The organism is Elusimicrobiota bacterium, from assembly GCA_016706425.1.
Classification (GTDB): domain Bacteria; phylum Elusimicrobiota; class Elusimicrobia; order FEN-1173; family FEN-1173; genus JADJJR01.
Genome location: JADJJR010000001.1, coordinates 2,173,869 through 2,198,623, shown reverse-complemented (window position 1 = coordinate 2,198,623; position 24,755 = coordinate 2,173,869). Strand labels below are relative to the sequence as shown.

At 66.1% G+C, this 24,755-nt stretch carries 26 protein-coding genes; 24 read left to right on the top strand and 2 right to left on the bottom strand.

Annotated elements, in window-relative coordinates:
• The first annotated feature begins 48 nt into the window (after window positions 1-48).
• The 19 genes from IPI56_09040 to IPI56_08950 are packed head-to-tail and all read left to right on the top strand — an operon-like array spanning window position 49 to window position 14,905.
• A complete protein-coding gene (locus IPI56_09040) occupies window positions 49-399 on the top strand; it encodes a succinate dehydrogenase (protein MBK7545870.1) in 351 nt (116 codons plus the stop codon).
• Complete coding sequence (locus tag IPI56_09035) at window positions 396-2,129, top strand: succinate dehydrogenase flavoprotein subunit (protein ID MBK7545869.1); 1,734 nt, start codon at window positions 396-398, stop codon at window positions 2,127-2,129. Before IPI56_09040 ends, IPI56_09035 begins: the two co-directional genes overlap by 4 nt.
• On the top strand, window positions 2,129-2,833 hold the full coding sequence (locus IPI56_09030) for a succinate dehydrogenase iron-sulfur subunit (GenBank protein ID MBK7545868.1): 705 nt from the start codon (window positions 2,129-2,131) through the stop codon (window positions 2,831-2,833). The genes IPI56_09035 and IPI56_09030 overlap by 1 nt, the downstream gene beginning before the upstream one ends.
• Window positions 2,833-3,222 carry a response regulator gene (locus IPI56_09025; GenBank protein MBK7545867.1) on the top strand — a complete coding sequence of 130 codons (390 nt, stop codon included), beginning with the start codon at window positions 2,833-2,835 and terminating at the stop codon, window positions 3,220-3,222. The genes IPI56_09030 and IPI56_09025 overlap by 1 nt, the downstream gene beginning before the upstream one ends.
• Entirely contained in the window at window positions 3,219-3,965 is a 747-nt protein-coding gene (locus tag IPI56_09020) for a hypothetical protein (GenBank protein ID MBK7545866.1), read from the top strand. Before IPI56_09025 ends, IPI56_09020 begins: the two co-directional genes overlap by 4 nt.
• Complete coding sequence (locus tag IPI56_09015) at window positions 3,965-4,333, top strand: aspartate 1-decarboxylase (protein MBK7545865.1); 369 nt, start codon at window positions 3,965-3,967, stop codon at window positions 4,331-4,333. The genes IPI56_09020 and IPI56_09015 overlap by 1 nt, the downstream gene beginning before the upstream one ends.
• Window positions 4,334-4,342: 9 nt before the next feature.
• The gene (locus IPI56_09010) at window positions 4,343-5,104 is read left to right on the top strand and encodes a hypothetical protein (protein ID MBK7545864.1); all 762 of its coding nucleotides are present in this window, start codon (window positions 4,343-4,345) and stop codon (window positions 5,102-5,104) included.
• On the top strand, window positions 5,101-5,622 hold the full coding sequence (locus IPI56_09005; GenBank protein ID MBK7545863.1) for a hypothetical protein: 522 nt from the start codon (window positions 5,101-5,103) through the stop codon (window positions 5,620-5,622). Before IPI56_09010 ends, IPI56_09005 begins: the two co-directional genes overlap by 4 nt.
• Complete coding sequence (locus IPI56_09000) at window positions 5,619-6,371, top strand: ABC transporter ATP-binding protein (protein ID MBK7545862.1); 753 nt, start codon at window positions 5,619-5,621, stop codon at window positions 6,369-6,371. The genes IPI56_09005 and IPI56_09000 overlap by 4 nt, the downstream gene beginning before the upstream one ends.
• Window positions 6,368-8,029 carry a hypothetical protein gene (locus tag IPI56_08995; GenBank protein MBK7545861.1) on the top strand — a complete coding sequence of 554 codons (1,662 nt, stop codon included), beginning with the start codon at window positions 6,368-6,370 and terminating at the stop codon, window positions 8,027-8,029. The genes IPI56_09000 and IPI56_08995 overlap by 4 nt, the downstream gene beginning before the upstream one ends.
• 40 nt (window positions 8,030-8,069) lie before the next feature.
• Window positions 8,070-9,236 (top strand): histidinol dehydrogenase, encoded by a 1,167-nt coding sequence (hisD, locus tag IPI56_08990; protein ID MBK7545860.1) that lies wholly within the window; start codon window positions 8,070-8,072, stop codon window positions 9,234-9,236.
• The gene (gene hisB / locus IPI56_08985) at window positions 9,233-9,862 is read left to right on the top strand and encodes an imidazoleglycerol-phosphate dehydratase HisB (protein ID MBK7545859.1); all 630 of its coding nucleotides are present in this window, start codon (window positions 9,233-9,235) and stop codon (window positions 9,860-9,862) included. The genes hisD and hisB overlap by 4 nt, the downstream gene beginning before the upstream one ends.
• Before the next feature lie 29 nt (window positions 9,863-9,891).
• Window positions 9,892-10,494, top strand: a complete 603-nt coding sequence (hisH, locus tag IPI56_08980) for an imidazole glycerol phosphate synthase subunit HisH (GenBank protein MBK7545858.1) — start codon at window positions 9,892-9,894, stop codon at window positions 10,492-10,494.
• 1 nt (window position 10,495) lies between these two features.
• Window positions 10,496-11,227 (top strand): 1-(5-phosphoribosyl)-5-[(5-phosphoribosylamino)methylideneamino]imidazole-4-carboxamide isomerase, encoded by a 732-nt coding sequence (gene hisA, locus IPI56_08975; GenBank protein MBK7545857.1) that lies wholly within the window; start codon window positions 10,496-10,498, stop codon window positions 11,225-11,227.
• Window positions 11,208-11,981, top strand: a complete 774-nt coding sequence (gene hisF, locus IPI56_08970) for an imidazole glycerol phosphate synthase subunit HisF (GenBank protein ID MBK7545856.1) — start codon at window positions 11,208-11,210, stop codon at window positions 11,979-11,981. Before hisA ends, hisF begins: the two co-directional genes overlap by 20 nt.
• Window position 11,982: 1 nt before the next feature.
• The gene (hisI, locus tag IPI56_08965) at window positions 11,983-12,378 is read left to right on the top strand and encodes a phosphoribosyl-AMP cyclohydrolase (GenBank protein MBK7545855.1); all 396 of its coding nucleotides are present in this window, start codon (window positions 11,983-11,985) and stop codon (window positions 12,376-12,378) included.
• 6 nt (window positions 12,379-12,384) lie between these two features.
• Window positions 12,385-12,882, top strand: coding sequence for a signal peptidase I (gene lepB, locus IPI56_08960; GenBank protein ID MBK7545854.1), 498 nt, complete (start codon window positions 12,385-12,387; stop codon window positions 12,880-12,882).
• Entirely contained in the window at window positions 12,879-14,336 is a 1,458-nt protein-coding gene (gene trpE, locus IPI56_08955) for an anthranilate synthase component I (protein MBK7545853.1), read from the top strand. The genes lepB and trpE overlap by 4 nt, the downstream gene beginning before the upstream one ends.
• Window positions 14,333-14,905 (top strand): aminodeoxychorismate/anthranilate synthase component II, encoded by a 573-nt coding sequence (locus IPI56_08950; GenBank protein ID MBK7545852.1) that lies wholly within the window; start codon window positions 14,333-14,335, stop codon window positions 14,903-14,905. Before trpE ends, IPI56_08950 begins: the two co-directional genes overlap by 4 nt.
• On the opposite strand, the gene IPI56_08945 is transcribed toward IPI56_08950, so the two are convergent.
• Window positions 14,902-17,166 carry a methyltransferase domain-containing protein gene (locus IPI56_08945; GenBank protein MBK7545851.1) on the bottom strand — a complete coding sequence of 755 codons (2,265 nt, stop codon included), beginning with the start codon at window positions 17,164-17,166 and terminating at the stop codon, window positions 14,902-14,904. The two genes, IPI56_08950 and IPI56_08945, sit on opposite strands and share 4 nt — an antisense overlap.
• 107 nt (window positions 17,167-17,273) lie before the next feature.
• Here IPI56_08945 and trpD point away from each other — a divergent pair, with 107 nt between their 5' ends.
• Genes trpD through IPI56_08920 form a run of 5 tightly spaced genes read left to right on the top strand, consistent with a single transcriptional unit; the run spans window position 17,274 to window position 23,341 of the window.
• Window positions 17,274-18,308, top strand: coding sequence for an anthranilate phosphoribosyltransferase (trpD, locus tag IPI56_08940; GenBank protein ID MBK7545850.1), 1,035 nt, complete (start codon window positions 17,274-17,276; stop codon window positions 18,306-18,308).
• Between the two features lie 16 nt (window positions 18,309-18,324).
• Window positions 18,325-19,116, top strand: a complete 792-nt coding sequence (gene trpC / locus IPI56_08935) for an indole-3-glycerol phosphate synthase TrpC (protein ID MBK7545849.1) — start codon at window positions 18,325-18,327, stop codon at window positions 19,114-19,116.
• Window positions 19,117-19,119: 3 nt separating this feature from the next.
• On the top strand, window positions 19,120-19,752 hold the full coding sequence (locus tag IPI56_08930) for a phosphoribosylanthranilate isomerase (GenBank protein ID MBK7545848.1): 633 nt from the start codon (window positions 19,120-19,122) through the stop codon (window positions 19,750-19,752).
• On the top strand, window positions 19,749-20,963 hold the full coding sequence (trpB, locus tag IPI56_08925; protein MBK7545847.1) for a tryptophan synthase subunit beta: 1,215 nt from the start codon (window positions 19,749-19,751) through the stop codon (window positions 20,961-20,963). The genes IPI56_08930 and trpB overlap by 4 nt, the downstream gene beginning before the upstream one ends.
• 41 nt (window positions 20,964-21,004) lie before the next feature.
• On the top strand, window positions 21,005-23,341 hold the full coding sequence (locus IPI56_08920) for a hypothetical protein (GenBank protein MBK7545846.1): 2,337 nt from the start codon (window positions 21,005-21,007) through the stop codon (window positions 23,339-23,341).
• Here IPI56_08920 and IPI56_08915 read toward each other — a convergent pair.
• On the bottom strand, window positions 23,338-24,477 hold the full coding sequence (locus IPI56_08915) for an NAD-dependent epimerase/dehydratase family protein (protein ID MBK7545845.1): 1,140 nt from the start codon (window positions 24,475-24,477) through the stop codon (window positions 23,338-23,340). The two genes, IPI56_08920 and IPI56_08915, sit on opposite strands and share 4 nt — an antisense overlap.
• Window positions 24,478-24,755: the final 278 nt, after the last annotated feature.

Sequence of the window (24,755 nt, the reverse complement as noted above, 5' to 3'; positions counted from 1 at the left end):
TCCCGCCCTCTGCCGCCCGGCGGTTTCGACCGTTTCGCCTGGTTTTTCATGCGGATCAGCGGGCTGGCCCTGCTGTTCCTCGCCCTCGGGCACCTCACGGTCATGCACTTGGTGAACAGCATCGACACGGTGGACTACGCTTTCGTCGCCGCGCGTTACGCCACGCCCTTTTGGCGGACGTACGATGGTTTGCTGTTGGTCCTGGCGCTCCTGCACGGATTCAACGGCCTGCGGGTGATCGCCCAGGATTACCTCGCCGGCGGGAAACGCCTCGCGCTTCAGTGGGCGGCCGGGTTTTTGTGCCTGGCGCTCATGATGGCGGGCCTTTACATCGTTTTCACCTTTCAACCGGAAACCGCGGCCGTGATGTCCGCCGGCGACCCGGGGATCGCGCCATGACGGTCCACCGCTACGACTGCCTCATCGTTGGCGCGGGGGGCGCGGGACTCTACGCGGCCTTGGCCCTGGCGCAGAAAAAAGTCAACGTGGCCGTTTTGACCAAGCTGTATCCCACGCGGTCCCACACCGGCGCCGCCCAGGGCGGGGTGTCGGCGGCCCTCGGCAACACCGAGCCCGACAACCCCGAATGGCACATGTTCGACACGGTCAAGGGCGGCGACTACCTCGTCGACCAGGACGCCGCGGAAATCCTCTGCCGCGAAGCCGTGGACACGGTGATCGAGCTGGAGCATCTGGGTCTGCCGTTCAACCGCACGCCCGACGGGCGCATCGACCAGCGCTTTTTCGGCGGCCACACGAAGGACCACGGCAAGGGCCCCGTGCGCCGGGCCTGCTACGCGGCCGACCGCACCGGCCACATGATTCTCCAGACCCTTTACCAACAGTGCATCAAAAACGACGTCACCTTTTTCGACGAGTTCCATGTGGTCGACTTGATCCTGTCGGAGGGGCGTTGCGCCGGGGTCGTGGCTTACCGAATTCGAACGGGCGAACTGCACGTGTTCCACGCCAAGGCGGTCCTCTTCGCCACCGGTGGTTCGGGACGGATGTTCAAGATCACCTCCAACGCCCACGCGCTCACGGGCGACGGCATGGCCATCGCCTACCGGCGGGGGGTTCCGCTCGAGGACATGGAGTTTTTCCAGTTCCACCCCACGGGCATCTACAAGATGGGCATCCTCCTTTCGGAGGCCTGCCGCGGCGAAGGGGGGAAATTGTTGAATGGAAAGGGCGAGCGTTTCATGGAGCGTTACGCGCCGACGATGCTCGATTTGGCGCCCCGGGACATGATTTCCCGGTTCATCCATCAGGAAGTGCGGGAGGGCCGCGGCGTCGACGGAAAAGATTACGTTCATTTGGACCTCCGCCATCTCGGCAAGAAAAAGATTGAGGAAAAACTGCCCGACATCACGGATTTCGTCCGCACGTATATGGGGCTGGATCCCGTGACCGACTTGATCCCCATCCAGCCCACGGCCCACTACGCCATGGGCGGGATCCCCACCAACAAAGACGGCGCCGTGGTGGGGGACACCCAAAACACCGTTTTGCCTGGGTTTTACGCCGCCGGCGAGGTGGCCTGCGTGTCCGTCCACGGCGCGAACCGGCTGGGCACGAACTCGCTCGTGGATATTTTGGTTTTCGGCCGGCGGGCGGGGTTGGCCATGGCCGAATTCGCGGCGCGGGCCTCTTTCGCCCCGTTGCCCGCCGACCCCGCCGGGGACATTCGGCGGCGGATTGAATCTCTCTTGACGCGCCCCGGACGGGAATCGGCCGCGACCCTGCGGGCCGATTTGCAGGCCGAGATGATGGACAACTGCGGGGTGTACCGGAACGCGTCCGGTTTGGAGCACGCCCGGACCCGCGTGGCCGACGAATTCCGCCGCCGTTTCGAGGGCGTGGCCGTGGCCGACAAGGGCCAAGAATTCAACACCGAGTTGCTCGAGGCCCTGGAGTTGGAGAACCTTCTGGATTTGGCGGAATGCACCGTCGCGAGCGCCCTGGCGCGCCAAGAGTCCCGGGGCGCCCACGCCCGGGAGGATTTCCCCAAACGCGACGACGCCCGTTACCTGAGCCACACCTTCGCGGCGAAGAAGGACCGCGGGGTGGCCCTCACCTACAAGCCGGTGGTCATCACCAAATTCCAGCCGCAGGAACGGAAATACTGATGAAAATAACGCTCCGGGTGACGCGCTTTGATCCCGCCAAGGACACGGCCTCCCGTTGGGAGGAGTTCGACGTGGAGGTGGCCCCCACCGACCGGGTTTTGGACGCCTTGAACGAGGCCAAATGGCGGTGTGACGGAAGCCTCACCTACCGGCGCTCCTGCGCCCACGGCATCTGCGGCTCCGACGCCTTGCGGATCAACGGGCGCAACCGCCTGGCCTGCAAAGTGTTGGTGAAGGACGTCGTGGAAGGCGGCCGCATCACCATCGAGCCCATGAAAGGTTTTCGGGTGATCAAGGACTTGGTCGTGGATATGGAGCCCTTTTTCGCCAAGTTCAAATCCCTGAAGCCTTTTTTGATCAACGACGAGCCCGTTTCGACAGAGGAACGGCGGCAGTCCCCGGAGGCCCGCGCCCGTTACGACGACACGACGAAGTGTATTTTGTGCGGCGCCTGCACCACGAGTTGCCCGTCGTATTGGGCCGATGGGAATTACCTGGGCCCGGCCGCCTTCGTCAACGCGCACCGGTTCGTTTTCGACGACCGCGACCGCGCGGGCGCCGAGCGACTGGCGCTCATGGACGGGCCGGACGGCGTTTGGAAATGCCGGACGGTTTTCAACTGCGTCGAGGCCTGTCCCCGGGACATCGACATCACGGGCGCCATCGCCGACGTCAAACGGGCGTTGCTCTTCCGGAGGGAATAATGGACGCACTCAAAAAGACCATCGCGATTGTGGTGGAAGACGACGAGGCCATCTCCGATTTTTTCGTGCAAACCCTTGAAGCCGAAGGGTTTGAGGTGCACGTCGCCCGGAACGGGCTGGAAGGCTTGAAGATGATCCAAACGGAACAGCCCGCGGCCGTTCTGCTCGACCTCGCCCTGCCCGAAATGGACGGCCTCACGGTCCTGCGCAAGTTGGGCGATGCGCCCGAAACCGCCACCATCCCCGTGGTGGTGGTGAGCGCCTACGCCGACGCCGACGACACCCGAACTGTTTTGGACCACAGCCGCAACGTTCGCAAAGTGTTCACCAAACCCGTCCGCACCGAGGACCTCTTGAAGCAAGTGCGGGCGATCGTCGCCGGCCGGTGACCCCGCGGCGGTCCGGCGCGGTCCGGCCGGCGGTGCGCCGCTTGTCCTTCCGTTGGACGGGGCCGTTTCTCCTTTCCCTTCTCGGGCTCTACGCGGTCTTGGCTTTGGAGACCTTGGCCCGGGCCCGCCGCCTCTGCCACCGGGCCGACACGGCCTGGGCCGAGGCCCTCGACCCGGCCCGACGGCGCGAGGCTCTGGAGCGGGCCTTCGCCCGGGAAGCGGACCGATGGGCCGCCGGCCGCGCCCGCGCGCCTGGTTCCCGCGACATCCTCCGCTTGGAAACGGACATCCTGCAGGCCCGGCACGAGATTCGATCGGCCGAATCCCCGGCAAAGCTTGCGTTCTACAATTACCGCGCCGTTTACCGGCACGCCGCGCCGCCGGAATCCCCCTGGTCGCGCCGGGCGCGCCTGCGGGCGCCGGCGGCCCGGGAATTGTGGCGGCGGGATTTGGCTCAGCGGCGCCTGCCCGTGGAACCTTGGATGCTCGATCCGGATCCGGGCGATACCGACGATCGGCGCGTGGTGTTTTCCACCCGGGGCCGCCGCACCGCGAACGGCGCGGTCGCCCTCCTTAAAGCCGCCGGGTTCGACGTCGCCGTCGTCGGCGGACCGGTCCGGTACGGGGATCGTCCCGGCGATTGGTGGATCACGGTGCCCGCGGCGTCTTTTTGGCCCGCCCACGAACGCCTGCGGGCGTGGATCGACCCCGACGGGGCTTCCGCTTTGGTACAATCCCGTTGATGCGAATTTTTCTCAACGCGAAAATCCACAACGCCACCGTCACCGACGCCAACCTGCATTACGTTGGCTCCATGACGGTCGATGGCGATTTGTTGGACAAGGCGGGCATGTTGGAACACGAAAAGGTCTTGGTCGTGGACAACACGAACGGCGCCCGCCTCGAGACCTACCTGATTCGCGGGCGCCCCGGCGGCGGAGACATCTGCGCCAACGGCGCGGCCAGCCGCCTGATCAAAAAAGGGCACGAGGTGATTTTGATGACCTTCGCGGTCGCGCCCCGTCCCCCCCGGGCGCGGGTGGTTCTGGTTGATAAAAAAAACCGGTTCCTCAAATTCCTCCGCGAAAAACCGGGCGCCGCCGCCGGCTAACACCCCCCCGTGGCCCGTCGGCAACGGTTTCGCAAGAAAAGCCCCCTTCCCCGATTCCTTTCCGCGCGCGCGGTCGTTTATCCCGCGCTCGGCCTGCTTCTCGCGGTGCCAACCGTGGGGGCCTGGGTCGCCCTCGCCCGCCAAGTTCGCGCGGTGGCGCCCCTCTGGATGGACGCTTTGCCCTTCCTGGCGGGCGCCGGTCTTTACCTCCTTTTGCAGTGGGTGTTTCGCCGTCCCATGACGCTCTATGTCTTCGGCCATGAACTGACCCACGCCGTGGCCGCGGCGTTTTCCGGTTACAAAGTGAAATCCCTGTTCGTTTCGGACAAAGGCGGCGAAGTCCGTTTGTCGGGTTCCAACGTCGCCGTGGCCCTGGCGCCCTATTGCGTTCCGATTTACGCCGTGGGGGTGCTGGGTCTCTACGCCCTGGTCCGGCGGTACGCGGATTTGGCGGCGCCGCCCCTGTGGGTCGGCGCCGGCCTCGGCTTTACGCTGGCCTTTCACGCGGCCCTGACGGTCCACGCCCTGCGGCAGGACCAGCCGGATCTCCGTCAGGCGGGACGCTTCTTCTCCCTCGTTTTGATTGCCCTGGCGAACGCGCTCGTCCTCGCGCTGGTGGCCAAGGCGCTTTTTCCCCGGGCGGTGTCCCTCGCGGCTTTCCGTGACGCCTGGGCGCTGAACACGTTTTTGTTGATCGATCGCGCCGGGGACGCGCTGTCCGGGATCGGCCGGTGGGTCGCGGCGGTCCTGGCCGGACGGCGGGGGCCGTGAATTATTTACGCGCCAAAGGATTTCACGGCATCGGCTTGATCGCGGCCGTCGTTCTCGGGACGGCGGGGCGCTGGGGAGCGATCGGCTTTTTGGCGGCGGGCTGGGGGGTTCAAACCGTTTTTGAAATCCGGCGCCGCTCCGAAACCCGGCCGGGCCCGTCGGGGGCCTGGTGGACGTGGGCGGGGTGCCTGGGCGCGGCGGTGTGTTTCCCCGCGCCCGACATCGCGCGCGCGGCGTTTTTGTTCTCGGCGGTGGCCGATCCCGTGGGGGAATGGGTGGGACGGACCGTCGGCCATTTGCGGATCGGCGCGAAAAGCGCCGAAGGCACGTTGGCCGTTTTTTTAAGCGCTTGGGCGGTGGGCGTCTGGGGCCTGACGGCGGGGGCCGGCGGGGCCGAGCCCCTTTTGGCCGCCCTGGCGGTGGCCGTGGTGGAAGCGTTTTCGACCCGCTGGAACGACAACGTCACCGTGCCGCTGGCCGGCGGCGCGGTGCTGACGGCGCTTCGTCTTTGGGTATGATCCGCGCCGAGGGCCTCACCAAACGGTTCGGCGACGTCACCGCGGTCGACGCCCTCGACCTCGACATCGCCCCCGGCGAGATCTTCGGTTATCTCGGCCCCAACGGGGCCGGCAAAACCACGACCGTCAAGCTGCTCACCGGCCTTCTGCGGCCGACCGCGGGTCGGGTTTTTATCGGCGGCCACGACGTGCAGGCCGACCCGCGCGCCGCCAAAAAAATCCTCGGACTCGTGCCGGACCAGCCCTACGTGTACCCCCACCTCACCGGCCACGAATTCCTCCGTTTCGTGGGCGACCTCTACGAGGTGGATGGGGGGTATCAAAAGAAGAAAATCCCCGAATTGCTCGAGATGTTCGAGATCGCCGATCGCGGCGACGAGTTGGTGGAAACGTTTTCCCACGGCATGCGGCAAAAGTTGGTGCTGGCCGGGGTTCTCCTCCATCAACCCAAGGTCCTGTTCTTGGACGAGCCCATGGTGGGACTGGATCCCAAAAGCGCGCGGTTGGTGAAGGATATTTTTCAGACGCTCGCCCGCCGGGGCGTGACGCTGTTCATGTGCACGCACGTGCTGGAAATCGCCGAGCGGCTTTGCCACCGGGTGGGCATCGTGGAACGGGGGCGGGTGACGCGCGCGGGCACGCTGGCGGAACTGCGCGCCCAGTCTTCGAGTGGGGGCAGTTTGGAGGATGTGTTCCTGTCGTTGACCGGCGGCGACCGTGACAAAGACCTTTTGCGCGCCCTCGATTGATCCTCCTTCTCAAAATCCAATTTCTGAAACTGAAAAACCGGATCGTTCGCAGCACGGGCCCGGAACGATGGAAGGCGGCGGCCTTTGCCGCCCTGGGCATTTTGTTTTTTGTTTTCCTCCATTGGGGCGCGTTGCGATTCCTGCGGGCGGTCCACGGGGTGGAATTGGCGGGGCCGCTTCTTTTGGTCAAGATCCTGTCGATGGCCCTTCTGACCGCGTTTTTCATGATCCTCTTTTCCGCCACCATCACGTCTTTCACGACGCTTTTTTTCGCACGGGATCTGGCGCTCCTGGTCCACACGCCTCTGCCCCACCGCACGCTGTTCGCCTTCAAATCCCTCGAAACCGCCGTTTTCTCTTCCTGGATGATGGTTTTGGCTCTGCTCCCCTTCCTGGCGGCCTACGGCCGGGTGACGGGGCAGGGGGCCGGTTTTTATTTATTGCTCGCGGTTTTGGGAATGCCCTTTGCGTGGTTGGCGAGCGCGGGCGGGATCGGCCTGTCCCTGGGCCTCATGCGGGTGTTTCCCGCCCGGCGGGTCCGCGACATCATGCTGGCCGTCGCGATGGGGATCTGCACGGGGCTCTTTCTGTGGGTCCGGTGGTTGGCCCCGGCGAAGTTTTTACGGGCGGACACCATGTCCGCGACCCTGGAATACATCGCCCTGCTTGAGGCGCCGTCGTCCCCCTGGTTGCCTTCGACCTGGTACGCCCAGGCGGTGGCGGCGTTTCTGAACGGTTCGGCTCGGGAGGCGGTGTTTTACGGCGCCGCGCTGGTGTTCGCGGCCGCGCTGGCCTTCGCGCTTCTCGTCGCGGCGGGGGAGCGGTCGTACTACGCCGGATGGGTCGCGGCCCAGGAATGCGACCGACGGAAAAAGCGCCGCCCCCTCGGCGCGGAGTGGCGGGGGGTGCCCGGTTTTTTTGGAACGCGGTTTCGGGCGATCCTGGGCAAGGATCTGGCCGTTTTTTTTCGGGACCCCAACCAATGGTCCCAGCTCTTGATGCTGGCCTCGGTGGCCGCCGTTTATCTCCTGAGCATCCACAAGCTTCCTTTGGATTCCCGGTTCCTGAAAGGGCTGGTGTCCTTCCTGAACATCGGGATGACGGGATTCGTTTTGGCCTCGGTGGCCCTGCGGTTCGTGTTTCCCGCCGTCAGCCTGGAGGGCCGATCCTGGTGGGCCCTGCGGTCGGCGCCGCTGAGCCTCTGGGAAATACTCTGGAGCAAATTTTTGGGTGGGGTGGCGCCCATCGCGGTTTTGGGCGTGGTGCTGGTGGGTGTGTCGAACCATTTTCTCGGCGTGGATCCCTTCGTGACCCGGCTGTCCAACCTCACGGTGCTCGTCATGGCGGTGACGCTCGCGGGCATGGGCGTGGGTTTCGGCGCCTTGTTTCCCCGGTTCGGTGTGGAAAACGTGGCGCAAATTCAAACCTCCGCCGGGGGCGTGCTGTTTATGGTCACGGGGCTCCTGTACGTGGCCTTGACGCTGGCCCTGGAGGCGGTTTTGATGCGCATGCATTATTTTTCAGCCGTGGTGGGGCGGTCCCTGTGGTCCGGGCCGGTCGTGGCGGCGGTCCTCGCGGTTATGGCCCTTTTGAACCTTCTGGCCTTCTTCCTGCCCTTGGTGTGGGGGCACCGCCACTTGTCGCGGGCCGACGTCTGACTTCCGACGGACGTATTTTCCCATTTGATATAATTTTCCCGTGAAAAACACCGTGGCCCGTTACTTGGAAGACATCCGTCGGCGGGGGGACCGCGCCGTGGCGGTGTTGTTGCGCCGTTTTGACGGGCTCGCCCTGGGGCCCCGGGCGTGGCGCGTGACCGCCGACGCCCCGCGCCGGGCCCTGCGGGGCTTGCCCCGCGACCGGCGGCGCGCCCTTGAAGGGGCGGCCGGAAACATTCGATTTTTTCACGAGGCCGAAAAACGTCACGGAGCCCGCTCCTGGCGCGTCACGGCCGGGGGTCGCACCCTGGGCCAGGACGTCCGCCCGGTGGCCTCCGCCGGTCTCTACGTGCCGGGGGGGCGCTTCGCTTACCCATCGACGGTGTTGATGACGGCCATTCCGGCCGCCGTCGCCGGCGTGCCCCGGATAGTCGTCGCCACGCCGCCGCGCCACTTGACGCCCGAGGTGCTAGCGGCCTGCGCCCTGGCCGGGGTGCACGAGATTTACCGCATCGGGGGCGTCGCCGCCATCGGGGCCCTGGCCTTCGGCACGGCCACGGTCCCCGCGGTGGATTTGATCGCCGGTCCGGGCGGGGCCTGGGTGACCGAGGCCAAGCGCCAGGTGTTCGGCGCCGTGGGCATCGACATGCTGGCGGGCCCCAGCGAAATCGCGGTGGTGGCCGACGGGTCCGTGCCGGCGGCGTATGTCGCAGCGGATTTGATGGCCCAGGCCGAACACGACCCCCTGGCGCGGGCGGTGTTGATTTCCACCGACGGGCGCGCCCTGGCGGCCATCCGTGCCGCCGTGGCGCCGGGGTTCCGCGCCCAGTGCGATTTTGTGAAAGTCCCCACCCTCGCGGCGGCCGCTCGGGCGGCCTCGCGGCGGGCCCCCGAGCATTTGTCGCTGGCGGTGCGAAACCCCGCCGCCCTTTTGGAGAAAATTCCCAACGCCGGCGCGGCGTTCCTGGGGCCGTGGTCGCCGGTGGCCGTCGGGGATTATTGGGCGGGACCCTCGCACGTCTTGCCCACGGGCCGTTCGGCCCGGTTCGCCTCGGGGCTCTCGGTGCAGACCTTTTTAAAACGGACGAGCGTCATCGCTTTCTCCCGCCCCGCGTTGCGGCGCGCCGCGACGGACGCGGCGCTCTTCGCGGAGGCGGAGGGGTTGGCGCACCACGCCCGGTCCTTGGAAGTGAGGTTTTCGTCATGAATCGCACCGCCCGGAAAAAACGCGCGACAAAGGAAACCACCGTCGACCTGGCCTTGGGGCTGGACGGTCGGGGGCGTTACCGCGTGTCGACCACGCTGCCCTTTTTGGACCACATGCTGGAGCTGTTCGCCAAACACGGCAACTTTGACCTGACCCTCAAAGCCAAAGGCGACACACACATCGACGACCACCATTTGGTCGAGGACATCGGCTTGACCTTCGGCGAGGTGTTGGCGGCCGCCTTGGGCGATAAACGGGGAATCGTCCGCTACGGCCAGGCCCTGCGCCCGGACGGCCGCGGGGTCGGCCGCGCCCTGACGCCCATGGACGAAACGCTTTCCTACATCGCCCTCGACCTCTCGGGCCGGCCCTATTTCGATTTTAAAGTGAAGTTCACGGTTCAAAACAAGCCGCCCTTCGCGTTCGAATTGTTCGACGACTTTTTTCAGGCCATCGCCATGAGCGCGCGGATGAACTTGCACATGAAACTGCTTCAGGGACGGAACAACCATCACATCGCCGAATCGCTTTTCAAGGGTTTCGGTCGCGCCCTGGCGCAGGCCGTCGCCGTGGATCCGCGCCGCGCGGCGACCGTGCCCTCCACCAAAGGAACGCTCGTCGATTGAAAACGACCGTCGGCGTCCTCGATTACGCCATGGGCAACCTGCGGTCGGTCGAGAAGGCCTTCGACGCCGCCGGGGCGCGGGCCTTCGTGTCCGAGGAGCCGCGCCGTCTTGAAAAGGCCGATTTGCTGGTCGTGCCCGGGGTCGGGGCCTTTGACGCCGCCGCCCGCGTGTTGCGGCGGCGGGGCGTGGACCGGTTCCTAAAGGAGTGGATCGGCGGCGGCCGTCCCTACTTCGGCATTTGCCTCGGCCTGCAGTTGCTGTTCGAATCGAGCGAGGAGGCCCCCGGCGTGAAGGGGCTTGGCGTCCTGCCGGGCCGGGTGGTCAAATTCCGCCCCGCGCGGAAAAGCACCAAAGTGCCGCACATGGGGTGGAACCGCGCCGTGGCGCGCCCCGGGGGGATCGGGCGCGACTGGTTCCGTCCGGCCCATTACTATTTCGTCCATTCGTATTATCCGGTGCCCGCGGATCGGCGGGACGTCTGGACGCGCACGGTGCATGAAAAACCGTTTTGTTCGGCCGTCGCCCGCGACCGGGTGTCGGCGACCCAATTCCACCCGGAAAAAAGCGGGGCCGCGGGCCTCGCGTTTCTTCGGGGGCTGCTCGCTTCACAACGTTCGACTCGGGGAGGATGACATGCTCGTGATACCGGCGATCGACATCAAGGCGGGGTCCGTGGTGCGCTTGATCCACGGCGATCCCAAGCAACAAACGGTTTATTCCACCGACCCGGTGGAAATGGCCAAGCACTGGGTTTCGCTCGGGGCCCAGCGATTGCACGTCGTCGATTTGGACGGCGCTTTCACCGGTCACGCCGCCAACCTCGACTTGGTCCATCGGATCAAGGACGCGGTCAACATCGTCGTCCAATTCGGCGGCGGTCTCCGCGACCCGGACACCGTGCGCGCGCTGTTGGACAAGGGGATCGGCCGGGTGATCGTCGGCACCGCGATTTTGAAAAGCCCCGCGTGGATCCAGGACATCGTTCGGGATTACCCCAGCCGCGTCATGGCCGCCGTCGACGCGGTGAACGGCGAGGTCATGATCGAAGGGTGGCAGGCCGATTCGGGCCACCAATTGGCCGACGTCATCAAGACCATCGACCGTCTGGGCATACGGGAGATCGTCTACACGGACATCAAGCAGGACGGCACACTCAAAGGCCCGAACTTCGAATCGATTGAAAAAGTCCTCGGCATGACCCACATGGGCGTCTACGCTTCGGGGGGGCTGTCCTCCATCGCCGACGTCAAGGCGCTCAAGGCGCTCGCCCCCAAAGGGTTGCGCGGTTGCATCCTCGGCAAGTCCCTCTACGCCGGAAAAATCCAACTGCCGGAGGCCCTCGCCGTTGCCCAGGCGCCCGCCTAATCTCACGCGGCGCGTCATCCCCTGCCTCGACGTCAACGCCGGGCGGGTGGTGAAGGGCACGCGCTTTTTGAACCTGCGGGACGCCGGCGACCCGGTGGCGGTGGCCCGCCGCTACAACGCCGAGGGGGCCGACGAGCTGGTGTTTTTGGACATCACGGCGTCCTCGGACAAACGGCCGATCCTCCTGGACGTCGTCCGGCGCACCGCCGAGCAGGTGTTCATCCCCTTGACCGTGGGCGGCGGCGTACGCACCGTCGAAGACATCCGCGTCCTGCTGAGCGCGGGGGCCGACAAGGTGTCCATCAACACCGCCGGGGTGAAGCGGCCGGCCTTTTTCACGGAGGCCGCGCGCCGGTTCGGCGCCCAGTGCGTCGTTGCCGCCATCGACGCCAAACGCACCCGCCCAGGCCGTTGGGAGGTCTTCATCCACGGCGGTCGCACCCCGACGGGGAAGGACGCCGTCGCCTGGGCGCGCGAAACCGTGCGCCGGGGCGCGGGGGAGATTTTGTTGACCAGCATGGACGCCGACGGGACCAAGGCCGGTTACGACACGGCCCTCCTGGCGGCGGTGGCGCGGGCGGTGCGCGTGCCCGTGATCGCCTCGGGCGGGGCGGGCGCGGTGGACCATTTCGTCGACGCCTTCCGCGCGGGCGCGGACGCCGCTTTGGCGGCGTCGCTTTTCCATTTTCGTGAACTCGCCATCGGGCGCCTCAAGGCCCGCTTGGCCCAAAAAAACATACCCGTGAGGTTGTGAGATGAACAAACCCGATTGGATCGACAGCGTGAAATACGACGCCCAGGGACTCGTCCCGGCGGTGGTCCAGGACGACGCCGACGGCACCGTCCTGATGGTGGCCTACATGAACAAAGAGGCGCTGCTGGAAACGGTGGAGCGGCGTCGGGGGGTTTTCTTCAGCCGGTCGCGCAACAAAATGTGGCGCAAAGGCGAGGAAAGCGGCAACCACCAGGAAGTCAAATCCATCGCCCTGGATTGCGACAAGGACTGCGTGCTGATCCGCGTCAACCAGATCGGCGGGGCGGCCTGCCACACCGGGCGCAAGTCGTGTTTTTTCCACCACGTGGGGAAGGAAAACGCCCTGGACATCCGCGGCGAAATCCTTTTTGACCCGGCGAAGGTGTACAAGAAGTAAGCCGACGTGCGACGAATCCTTTTTTTATTGGCGCTGGGCGCGGTCGGCGCGGCGGTTTTTCGGGTGTTCTTGTTCGAAAACGTCGTGATCGCTTCGGCGTCCATGGAACCCACCTTGCCGGTGGGGCGGACCTATTGGGTCAACAAGTCCGTTTACCGCTGGGGCGCCCCCCGCCGGGGCGAGTTGATCGTGTTCCAGGGACCGGACGGGCAAAAAGGGATGGTCAAGCGGGCCGTCGCCGTCGCCGGCGACGCGGTGCGGTTCAAGGACAAGGAGTTGTATTTGAACGGCGTGCGTCAATTGGAGTCCTACGTGCGGTACACCCGGGCCGGGGAAATCCTGGTGGGGGACAATCTCGATTTGGGTGTCGTGCCGCCCGGCCACGTGGTGGTGCTCGGCGACAACCGCGACGAATCCGGGGACAGCCGCGATTGGAAGGACGCGAAAGGACAGCGGACGCCGTTCCTTCCGTTGGTCCGCGTGAAAGGACGGTTGGTGCGATGATCACCCCCGCGTTGCCGGAATTCAAGCGCTTGAGCCGGCGGTTCCCCGTCGTGCCCATCGCCGTCGAATGCCCGGCCGACGAAGTCACCCCCCTGGGCCTCTTTCACGCGCTTTACCGGCGCAGCCCCCAGTGTTTCCTGTTGGAAAGCGTGGAGGGCGGCGAACACCTGGGACGCTATTCTTTCGCCGCGTTTGAACCCCGGCTGGTTTTGCGATCCCGTTCGGCGTCCCCCGCGGTGGACGCGACCGGGGTCGGTCCGCTGGCCCCCCTGCGCGAGGCTCTCGCCCACCGGCGCGGGCCGGAGATCCCGGGTTTGCCCCGGTTCTACGGCGGCGCGGTGGGGTTCATCGCTTACGACATCGTTCGCCATTTTGAACGATTGCCCGTTCGCGCCAAAGACGACCTCGGCCTTCCGGATTTCGTTTTTTTCCTGACCGGGGACCTCTTTATTTTTGACCATGTGGCCCACACCCTGCGCCTCGTGCGGACGGTGCGCGTGCCGCGGGGGGCGTCCGCCGAAAAGATCCATCGCGAGACGGTTCGCGACCTCACGGCCCGCCTGGCGCGACTGCGCCCGGCGGCGCCGCCCTTGACGCCGACCCTGGACCCGGACCGGCGCCCGTTGCCCGCGGACTCCGCCGAACGGCGGCGGTACATCGAGGCGGTCAAGAAAGCCAAGGGCTACATCGCGGCCGGGGACATCATTCAAGTGGTGCCCTCCCGCCGGGTGAGCGTGGAAACGAAAGCGCACCCCTTGGAACTTTACCGGGCGCTGCGGCGCGTCAACCCGTCGCCCTACATGTATTTTTTCCGTGACGGCGATCGCCACATCGTCGGTTCCAGCCCCGAGATGCTCGTGCGATTGGAGGACGGCCGGGCCGAGACCCGGCCCATCGCCGGGACCCGGCCGCGGGGCGCGACCCCCGCCGCGGACGAACGGCTGGCCCGCGAACTGTTGGCGGACCCCAAAGAACGCGCCGAGCACGTGATGCTGGTGGATCTCGCGCGCAACGATTTGGGGCGGGTGTCGCGGCCCGGCAGCGTTCGCGTCGATCAATTCATGGACATCGAACGCTACAGCCACGTCATGCACATCGTCTCGAAAGTGACCGGCGCCTTGCGGCCGGGGTTGGACGCTTTCGACCTTTTCCGGGCGACGTTCCCCGCGGGAACGCTGTCCGGCGCGCCCAAGATCCGCGCGATGGAGATCATTGAGGAGCTGGAACCGTTCCGGCGTGGCCTTTACGGCGGCGCCGTGGGGTATTTTTCCTACACCGGGAATATGGACGTGGCCATCGCGATCCGCACTTTGCTTTTGGAAAAAGGCCGCGTCCATTTCCAGGCCGGCGCCGGCGTGGTGGCCGATTCGGTGCCGGGAAAGGAATTCGAGGAAACCCAAAACAAAATGGCGGCGCTGGTGGCGGCGCTCCGCTTGGCGGAGGGCCGCGCGTGATTTTGGTCATCGACAATTACGATTCGTTCACGTTCAACCTGGTTCAATACCTGGGCGAGCTCAAGCAAAAAGTCAAAGTGGTCCGGAACGACGCGCTGACGGTGGCGGACGTGGAGCGCTGGTCGCCCGATCGCATCCTGGTGTCCCCCGGTCCCTGCACGCCCAAAGAAGCGGGGGTCTCCGTCGACGTCATTCGTGCTTACGGCGGGCGCATCCCGATCCTCGGGGTGTGCCTGGGCCATCAATCCCTGGGACACGCTTTCGGGGGGAACATTGTCCGCGCGAAAAAGCTGATGCATGGCAAAACTTCCCGCATCCGCCACGACGGCAAGGGCGTGTTCCGGGGCCTCAAAAACCCCTTCACGGCCACGCGCTATCATTCCTTGGTGATCGAGCGGAAAACCTGCCCCCGGGATTTGATCGTCACGGCCTCCAGCGAGGACGGGGAAATCATGGGGGTCCGGCACCGGACCTTGCCCGCGCTCGAGGGCGTGCAGTTCCACCCGGAAAGCATCCTCACCGAGGGCGGCCGGGATTTGCTGAAAAACTTTCTGGGGTTCCGGGTTTAGGAATTCTTCGGATCGTCGGGCAGCGTCGCCCTCAGGAGCGGCAGGAGGACGCGGTGCAGGTTGAAGCGGGCGTCCAGGTCCGCGAACAGGGCGTGGTGACCCCACATCACGCGTTGAACGATGAGATGTTCCGGCGAGAGGCGCAGGCGGCCGGCCCGTCGTGAAAATTCGGCCACCTTTCCCATTTCGTTGTGAAGGAAAGACCGGGTGTAATGGAAGTCCCGGTCTTCGATCCATGGGGCGTAGGGCCCGCTCCGCAAGAGCTCCAGGAATTCCCGGTAATCCTCCGTTCGGTCGAACTCGTAGCCCATCAGGCGCGCCATGGCGGTGAACGTCTCCAAATCCCGATCGTGGGCCGCGAGCGCCTGCCGTTTGGACGCGTTGATGAACGCCGCCGGCCACCGGCGGCTGAATCCGAAATCCAGGCAGGCGACGCGGCCGTCGGCCAGAAAAAGATAATTGCCCGGGTGCGGGTCGCCGTTGTAGATCGCGTGGCGGTGGATGGCGGTGACGGCGAACCGCGCGATCGCCAGCGCGGCGCGGTTTTTCTCCTCGGCGGACGCGGCGTCGCGGAAGTCGACGAACGAGCGCCCTTCGATGTAATCCATGGTCAACACGTCCCGGGACGAAGCGTCGGCGTGCACCCGCGGAATCACGAGCGCCGGGTCGTCCCGGAACGCCTCCCGAAACAAAGTTTGATTCTCGGCCTCCTTGGCGAAATCGCATTCCGCCGCGAGCAGGGCGCTGGTTTCCTTCAGCAACGATCGCGTGTTGGACACGACGCGCAGGCGGCGGTCGACCCACGGCGACAAGACCCGGAGGAGGCGCAGGTCCGACCGCACCGCCGACTCGATGCCGGGGTACTTCACTTTAACGACCACCCGCTCGCCCGTTTTTCGCCGGGCGATGTGGATCTGGGCGATGCTCGCGGCGGCCAAGGGAGCGTCCTCCCAATCCGTGAAAAGCGCTTCGAGGGAATTCCCGAGCGAGAGTTCGGCGTGGGCCCGGATCGCCCGGGCGTTCATCGCGGGAGCGTGGTCCTGCAACGACGCCAAGAACGCCCGCGCCTCGGGCGGCCAACGGTCGTTGAGGTAACTCGCCATCTGGCCGAATTTCATGAGCGGCCCCTTCAGCGCCCCCAATCGTTTTTGAAGGAACCGGCTCAGAGCCGCCGTGTCCTTTCGCTCGGCCTCGGCGCGGTGTTCGGCGACGCGCGCCGACGCCCACGACCAGAATTTGGCCCTCAGGCCGTGCGCGGCGATCCGGAGCGCCACCTCGGCGGCCACTCCCCAACGCCCAAGCCCGGTGCGCGGGCCCCGCGTGGCGGGCCCGGTCGATCGCTGGCGCGCCCATTGGCGGTAGACCTCAAGGGGCCAGGCCGGGGCGCCTCCGAACGGATCGTGGTCCAGGCCGCCCAATTGCAGGAAAACGCGCAGGTCGTCCATGTCCCGCCGTTGGTCCCGGGGCAGGTTTTCGACCTTGTCCCGCAGGCGCTCCCGAAGGGGTCCGGGCAAGGGCCGATCCGGCGTCTGGATGACCACCAGCATGGGGACCTTGAACGTGCTGTGAACGGTCGTTTCCGGCAGGCATTCGCCGGCGATGGCGCGGTAATCCTCCAAACGAAAAGCGGCCCGCAGGGACCGTTCGTAATCCAAGGTCAAAAGCGGCGATTGCGCGTCCGCTTTGTCGAAGGCGAAGGTCAGCATGGAGAAGGGGGACTTTAAACGCCCAAAATCCACAAGGAACACGGCGCCCCCGGGGGTCCGCACCCGGGCGATTTCGCGGAACACGGCGCGCAGCTCTTTGTCCGTGGGCATGTGGTGCAGCGCCATGACGCTCATGACCCCGTCGAAGCTGTGATCGGGGAATTCCAGCCGCGTGGCGTCGCCCCGAACGAAGTTCACGTTGCGCACACCCCGCTCGGCGGCGTACCGGCGGGCCTCCGCCAGCATGCTTTCCGAGAGGTCGACCCCCGTGAAGGCGACGTCGGGGCAGAGCTCCGCCAATTGAACCAACTGGGTGCCCGGGCCGCACCCCAGGTCAAGGACCCGCCGTGCGCCGTGCAGCGCGACGCAAGCGCGGCCGCAATAAAAGAGGTAGTAGGCCTCGGCCGGGCCCCCCCGCCGACCCGCGTGGGTGAACGCGCGGACCGCCTCCGGATCGTCCATGACGAGGTCCGGTTCGGGCTCCCGGGGGTGGACGCGGGTGGAAAAGATTTCCCGCAGGAACGTCGGCAGAAGGGACAGGCGCGGCAGATTCACGGTCCTTCATTCTAAGTCGAATCCCGCCGCGCGTCCACCCCCGGGCGCGGGTTCCGGCGCCGGGGGGAAGTTGGTATGATATGGTTTTAATCCCTTCGGAGAGGTCCATGATCCAGGCGGCGTTATCGAAATTGATCGAGAGGTCCGATTTGACCTTCGATGAGGCCCGCGCGTCGGTGCTGGATATTTTTTCCGGCGCCACACCGCCCTCGGTGATCGCGGGGTTTTTAATCGCCCTGCGCGCCAAAGGCGAGACCGTGGATGAAATCGCCGGCGCGGCGGACGCCATGCGACACGCGGCCACGCGCATTCACCCCGCCGGCCGGCCGGTGGTGGTGGACACCTGCGGGACGGGCGGGGACCGGCAGGGGAGTTTCAATATCTCCACCGCGGCGGCGTTCGTGGTGGCCGGCGCGGGGGTGCCCGTGGCCAAGCACGGCAACCGCTCCATCTCGTCCAAATGCGGCAGCGCCGATGTGTTGGAAGCCCTGGGCGTGAACATCGACCCCGGTCCGGCCGTCGTGGAAAAGTGCCTGCGGGACATCGGGATCGCCTTCCTGTTCGCTCCGGCGTTCCATCCGGCCATGAAACACGCGATGCCCGTTCGCCGGGAATTGGGGGTCCGGACGGTGTTCAACCTCCTGGGTCCTCTCACGAACCCGGCGGGCGCCACGGCCCAGGTGATCGGGGTGTTCTCGGCGGCCATGGCCGAAACCATCGCCCGGGTGTTGGTGCGGTTGGGCACACGGTATTCCCTGGTGGTGCACGGGTCCGGGCACGACGAAATCGTGCTCTCCGGCACGACCGATTGCGTCGAAATTATGGACGGGCGGGTCCGCAAAAGAAAGCTTGCGCCCGCCGATTTCGGTTTTAAGCGCCACGCCCCCGGCCTGCTGGCCGGGGGGGACAAAGAAGACAACGCCGAGATCCTCCGCCGTGTGTTGTCCGGCGCGCCGGGCCCGGAGCGGGACGCGGTCGTCGCGAACGCGGCGGCCGCCCTGTGGGTGGCGGCCCGGGCGGGCGGGCGCGCCGACCTCAAAACCCTCAAGGAGGCCCGCCGGGTGGCGGAAGCCTCCATCGACAGCGGAGAGGCCCGGGGAAAATTGAAGAAATTGGCCGCTCTGAGCAATGCCCCCCGGTGAGGGGGAACCGTCGTCCATGAACGCGATCCTGAACGACATCCTTCAGCGAACCCGCGCGGATTTGGCCGGGCGGCGAGCGGGGCGGCCCGCGGCGATTGTGGAAAAAGCGGCCGCGACGGCGCCTCCGCCCCGTTCGTTCTCGGAAGCGGTGCGGCGCGGCGGGGGCATCGGTGTGATCGCCGAGTTAAAGGCCCAAAGCCCCTCCGCCGGCCATTTGCGGCCGGATTACGACGTGGCCGCCGGCGCGGCGGCGTACGCCCGGGCGGGAGCGCGGGCGTTGTCGATTTTAACGGAGCCGCATTTTTTCGGGGGTCGTCCGGAACACCTCGCGGAGGCCCGGCGCGCGTGCGATCGGCCGTTGTTGCGGAAGGATTTTGTGATCGATTCCTACCAGGTGGTCGAAGCCCGCGCTCACGGAGCCGACGCGGTGTTGTTGATCGTTCGGCTTCTGGATGACGCGATGTTGACGGTCCTTCTGGCCGAAACCCATCGGTGGGGCATGGAAGCCCTGGTGGAGGCGCACACCGCGCCGGAGGTGGAGAGGGCCCTCCGGACGGGGGCCCGGATCATCGGCCTCAACAGCCGCGACCTCGACACGCTGCGCATGGATCCGGGAGCTTTCGCCCGTTTGGCGGTGGGTGTCCCCGCGGACCGCACCCTCGTGGCCGAAAGCGGCATCAAAACCCCGGACGACGTCCGCGCGTTAAAGCCGTTGGGGATCCACGCGGTTCTCGTCGGCGAATCGTTGCTTCGGCAGCCCGATTTGGAAAAGGCGGCCCGCGTTTTGGTGGACGCCGGAAAGAGTTGACCCATGACAAAAATAAAAATATGCGGCGTGACCAACGAAGAGGACGCGACCTGGGCCGTCAACCTGGGGGCCCATTACATCGGCCTCAATTTTTGCAAGGAGAGCCCCCGCAAGGTGTCCCCCGAACAGGCGGCCAAAATCGCGCGGAAGGTGCCTTCCTTTGTGCCCACGGTCGGCGTATTTGTCGAGCACACCGTGCCCGAAATACTCAAGATCGCGCAAAAGGTGGGGTTGACGGGCGTTCAACTGCACGGCGACCAGACCCCCGAGGACGCGCGGGCCCTCTCCGAAAAACTGGAGGTTCTTCTGATCAAGGCCTTCCGCGTGGGCGGGGAGGCCGACCTCGAACAACTGGCGGCGTACAAAGACGTCGTCGGGTATTTCCTGTTGGACGCGCGCGTGGAGGGGGTCGCGGGGGGAACCGGGCAGACCTTTCCCTGGGATTTGGCCGTCCGGGCTCGGGCCTTCGGGAAACCCCTCTTTCTGGCCGGCGGCCTCACGCCGGACAATGTGGCCCAGGCGGTCGAGGCGGCCCAACCGTTCGCCGTGGACGTGGCCAGCGGGGTGGAGAAATCCCCCAAGCGGAAGGATTTCGATCGCATGAAAAAATTTATCGACGAGGCGAAGAACGCATGAAGCTCAAAGACCTTCCCGATCGCCGCGGGTATTTCGGCGCCTACGGGGGCCGGTGGGTCCCCGAAACCTTGATGGCGCCCCTGGCCGAGTTGGAAGCGGCCTTCCGTCGTTTTCGGCGGGACCCCGCGTTCCGAGCGGAATTGGATGGGTTGTTGCGGCGCTTCGCCGGCCGGCCCACGCCGTTGCTGCTCGCAAAAAACCTGACGACCCGTTTGCGCGGTCCCCGGATTTATTTGAAGCGCGAGGATCTCTGCCACACCGGGGCCCACAAGGTCAACAACACCCTGGGGCAAACCCTGCTCGCCAAGCGACTGGGCAAGCGGCGCGTGATCGCCGAGACCGGCGCGGGGCAGCACGGTGTCGGAACGGCAACGGCCTGTGCGCTTTTGGGGATGGACTGCGAGGTGTACATGGGCGCCGAGGACATGAAGCGCCAGGCCCTCAACGTGTTACGCATGCGCAGCATGGGCGCCAAAGTCATCCCCGTTCTGTCGGGGTCCCGCACTTTGAAAGACGCGGTGAACGAGGCCATGCGCGATTGGGTGACCAACGTGCGCACGACGTTTTACTGCCTGGGCTCCGTCGTCGGGCCCCACCCGTACCCGTGGATGGTGCGCGAATTTCAAAGCGTGATCGGCCGCGAGGCGTTGCGCCAACACCGGGCCGCCGAAGGCCGCGACCCCGACGCCCTCGTGGCCTGCGTGGGGGGGGGGTCGAACGCCATCGGCCTTTTCGCCCCGTTTTACAACTTGCCGAAGGTTAAGTTTTTCGGGGTCGAGGCCGGGGGCGACGGGCTGTCCACCGGTCGCCATTCCGCGACCTTGTGCACGGGTTCGCCCGGGGTGTTGCACGGCGCGCGCACGTATTTGATGCAGGACGCCGACGGCCAGGTTCTGGAGACGCATTCGATTTCGGCCGGGTTGGACTACCCCGCGGTGGGGCCGGAGCACGCCTTTTACAAGGATTCCGGTCGCGCCACCTATGTCGCCGCGACGGACAGGGAGGCTCTGGCGGGTTTTCGCCTCCTTAGCGAAGCCGAGGGCATCGCCCCCGCCCTGGAATCCGCCCACGCCCTGGGGTTCCTTCCCCGGTTGGCCCGTCGGATGGGCGCTCGGCAGACGGTCGTCCTTTGTCTCTCCGGTCGCGGCGACAAAGACATGGAACAGATCGGCCAAAACCTTAAGGACCTCGCCAACCCACCCGCCCAATAATTTCCCTTGCGGGGGCCCTTCGCCCAAGGTAAAAGTAAAGGATGCCCCCCGCACGCGTCCTCTTTGTGGCCGAAGCGGTCAGTCCCATCCACCCCGGATGGATGCTGACGCTGGCCCGCTCACTGGACCCGGCCCGGTTTTCACCGGTGCTGGCTTGGCACCCCCGCTACAACGCCCAATTGGGACCGCTGGAGTTCCCTTTCTTCCCCTTGCCCACCATTTTGCCGCGGCAGTTTTTCGGCGGCCTGTCCCAGTTCCATTTCTATTTCGGGGACGCGAACATCGAGCATTACGTCGCCTGGGACCTCGAGGTGTTCCGGGAAGCCGCGCCCGATGTGGTGGTCGGGGGGGTTCGGCCTTCCTTGGTCACAAGCACGGCGGTGGCGCGTCTGCCTTACGTCAATATCGTCGGCGCCCACTGGAGCCCCTACGCCCGTGATTTTTGGTCTTGGCTGAACCGACGGGTGGAGCACCGCCTGCGGACGTTGTCCCGCCAAATCGTGCTGAGTTTGTTGCAGCCCTTCATCTCCCATCGGGCATCGCGGGGGCTCATTCGCGTCGGAGCCCAATTCGGCTACGAGCCCAAAGAGCAGGAAATATCCCGTTTGCTTTCCCGGGGGGATTGGGTCCTCTACCCCGATGTTCCCGAAGTCGTGCCGACCCGCGGCGCCCCCGCGAACCATCGGTACATGGGGCCCGTGGTCTGGCGCCCCCCCGTCGCGGGCGGCTCGCCTCCCGTCCCCGCCGGGGAGGGACCGTTGGTCTATGTCGATTTATCTCCCGCGGGGACGGACGCCTTGATGGAAAAAGTCCTGCGCGCCTTGGACCGTTTGGGGGCGCGGGCCCTGGTCGCTTCACCGGACCGATCCCTTTTTGGGGGTCACCGCCGGGCCCATTTTCAGTTTCCGTTGCCGGGTCCGGACGTCGTGCCCGGGGTGGACGTCGTTGTTTGCGGCGGGGGCATCGGCACGGCGATCCCCGCCCTGCTGGCGGGAATTCCGCTTTTGGGGTTGAGCGGCAACATTGATCAAGGCATTTACATGCAGCATGTCGTTTCGAAAGGGTTGGGATTGCATCTGCCCGCCGCGCGGGTCACGGAGGACGGCGTTGTCGCCGCCCTGCGGACCCTTCTGGACAAACCGGCGTTTCGCGATCGCGCGAAGAAGGTCTCGGCCGCCATGAAAACCCGGCGGGACCGGAATATCCTGGCGGAAACGCTTGACCGATGCTTGGAAAACCGCGGCCATCGCGCGCCCCCTTGTTTGGAACGGGTTTTGGGAACGCCGGCGCCCGTCCGGCCGCTGTCCGACAAGGAGGCCCACGAGCTCGCCAACGCGGCGCTTTGGGCTCCCAGCGCCGGCAACAGCCAACCTCTCTTGTTCCGGGAGGTGGACGGCGGCCTGGAGGTACGCGTCGACCCGTTGCGCAACAACCGGTTTATGGACACGGCCAACAGCGATTTGTGGATCGCGCTCGGCGCCGCCATCGCCAACATGGAAGCGGTGGCGAATCAGAGGGGGGAGGGAGTGGTGACGCGGCTGTTCCCCCGGGACGCCCGCGGTGGCCTCTTGGCCCACGTCGACCGCACCGACCTCGGGGGAGACGCCGGCGCGCTGGCCCCGTGGATTGAGCGAAGGGTGACCAACCGCCGTCCCTACGCCCCGGACCCCTTGCCCAAGGATCTCTTGTCGGCTCTGGGGGTCTGGGCCATTTCCTCGGACGTGCGATTGGCGTGGATCACCGACCGCGCCGCGGTCGACGACACGGCGGGGGCGTTGTCGGTCTTCGACCGCATGACGCTGCACAACCGTCTGGTGGGAAGAACGATTTTGCGGTGGGTGCGCACGCCCACCGAAGAAGGACGGGGGGACGGGTTGAGTTACGATTCCCTGGAGCTCGGCCCCTTGGAGCGTGCCGTCATGGGGTTTGTTCAGTCCCGTGGGGGCGCGTGGGTCGGGCGTTGGGTGGCGGGGCGGGTGGCGGCGAACTCCCGGGATCGTTGCTCCGCCAGCGGCGCCCTCGGGGTCCTGACCGTCGGGAATTGGGACGCCGGCGCGATGGTGGAAGGCGGGCGGGCGTTTCAGCGGTTGTGGCTCGCCGCCGCGCGCGCGGGTCTTTCGGTCCACCCGTTGGTGGGTATGGTGCTTTTTGAAATGCGCCGACGGCTCGCGGCCGAAGCCGGCGTGTCGCCCCGAGAAAAAGAGTGGCTGGAGGCGGCGCGGGCCACGATCGTGCGGCACGCCCCGGAATTCGCCGATCGCGTCCCCTTGGTTGTCTTTCGATTGGGGTATTCGTCGGCGCCGACGGGACGCTCCTACCGCCGTCCTTTGGAAGACGTCTACGGTTCACGGTCCATCGAGATCGCTCCCCTCGGTTAGGAATCCCGGGCCTTTCCCAGCAAACCGAAACGCGCGAGCTCCCGCAGTGTCCGCGCGTAGGGGAGCCCTCCGCGCGGGACTTGCCGCATCGCCCATTCCGCAAATTCTTTGAGGCCGCGTTCCAACGATACCCGGGGACGGAACCCCAACATCCGTCGCGCCCGCCGGAGGTCCGCCGTGCAGGCGAGGATGTCGCCCACCCGATAGAGACCTTCGTCGCGGAAGACCGCCGGGCGGCCGATGGCCCGCCCGAGCGCCGCGGCCAGGGTTCGCACGGAGACCGCCCGCCCGCCGCCGATGTTGATCGGACCGTCGGTGGCGGCGCGCCGCGACAAGGCGGCGTGGTTGGCCCGGACCACGTCGTTCACGTGAACGAAATCCCGGGTCGGTCGGCCGCGCTCGTAAAGATCGACGGGCGCGCCCGCCATGAGACGATTAAAAAAAACGGTCGCCACACCGGTGTAGGGGTTGTGGAGCGACTGGCCGGCCCCGTAAACGTTGAAATACCGGAGGATCACCACCGGAACACCGTGGCTCCGGGCCGCTTCCCGGCAGAGGTCTTCTTGGTGTTTTTTCGTCACCGCGTAAAGGGAGCGGGGGTCGGTGGGCTGGTTTTCGTCGCAGAGGGCCGAATCGACGCGGGATCCGCACCGCGGGCATTTCAAATCAAAATCGCCGCGGGCGAGGTCCCCGGGGTTTCGTTCCGCGGGGCGGATCGGGCCGTGTCGCGGGCAACGGACAGGGCCTTCCCCGTAAACCGCCCGCGAAGAAGCGAGGATCAACCGGGGGGGGCGGGCCCGGCGCACGATCCCGTTCAGGAGGGCGGCGGTTCCCCCGACGTTCGTGTCGACGTATTCGGCGATTTGGTATTGGCCTTGGCCCGTGCCGGTGCGGGCCGCGAAATGAAACACCGCGTCGATGTCCCCCAGCGCCCGGTTCACCGTTCGGGCGTCGCGCACATCGCCGCGGACGGTCTCGACCCCCCGCGGCAGGTCCCGGGGAAAACCCGCGCGCGGGCCGTGTATCTGCGGGTCGAGGACGTCCAAAACGCGGACGCGGTGGCCGGCCGCGTCGAGGCGGCCGGCCGTGCGCGCGCCGATGAAACCGGCGCCTCCGGTGATCAAAACGCGGGCCATGCGACCCCAGTATACTAACCCGTCCCTGATTTCGGCTATATTCTGGGAGCCCCCTTTTGCCCGGGTTCAAGGCGCGACGAGGGCGCGATGCGGGCCATCGTAACCGAGGAGCAACGCAGAAGCAGGGCAAAAGGGGGCTCCCCCTTCGGGGCCGGGCGCTTTTGCGCGGCGAGCGGCGTCGCTCGTCAGTTACATACTCCCGGTATGCGCCTTCCTCGCTCCTTGTCGCCACACAAAATCGCCCGGCCAGAATGTAACCTAAATCAGGGACGGGTTAG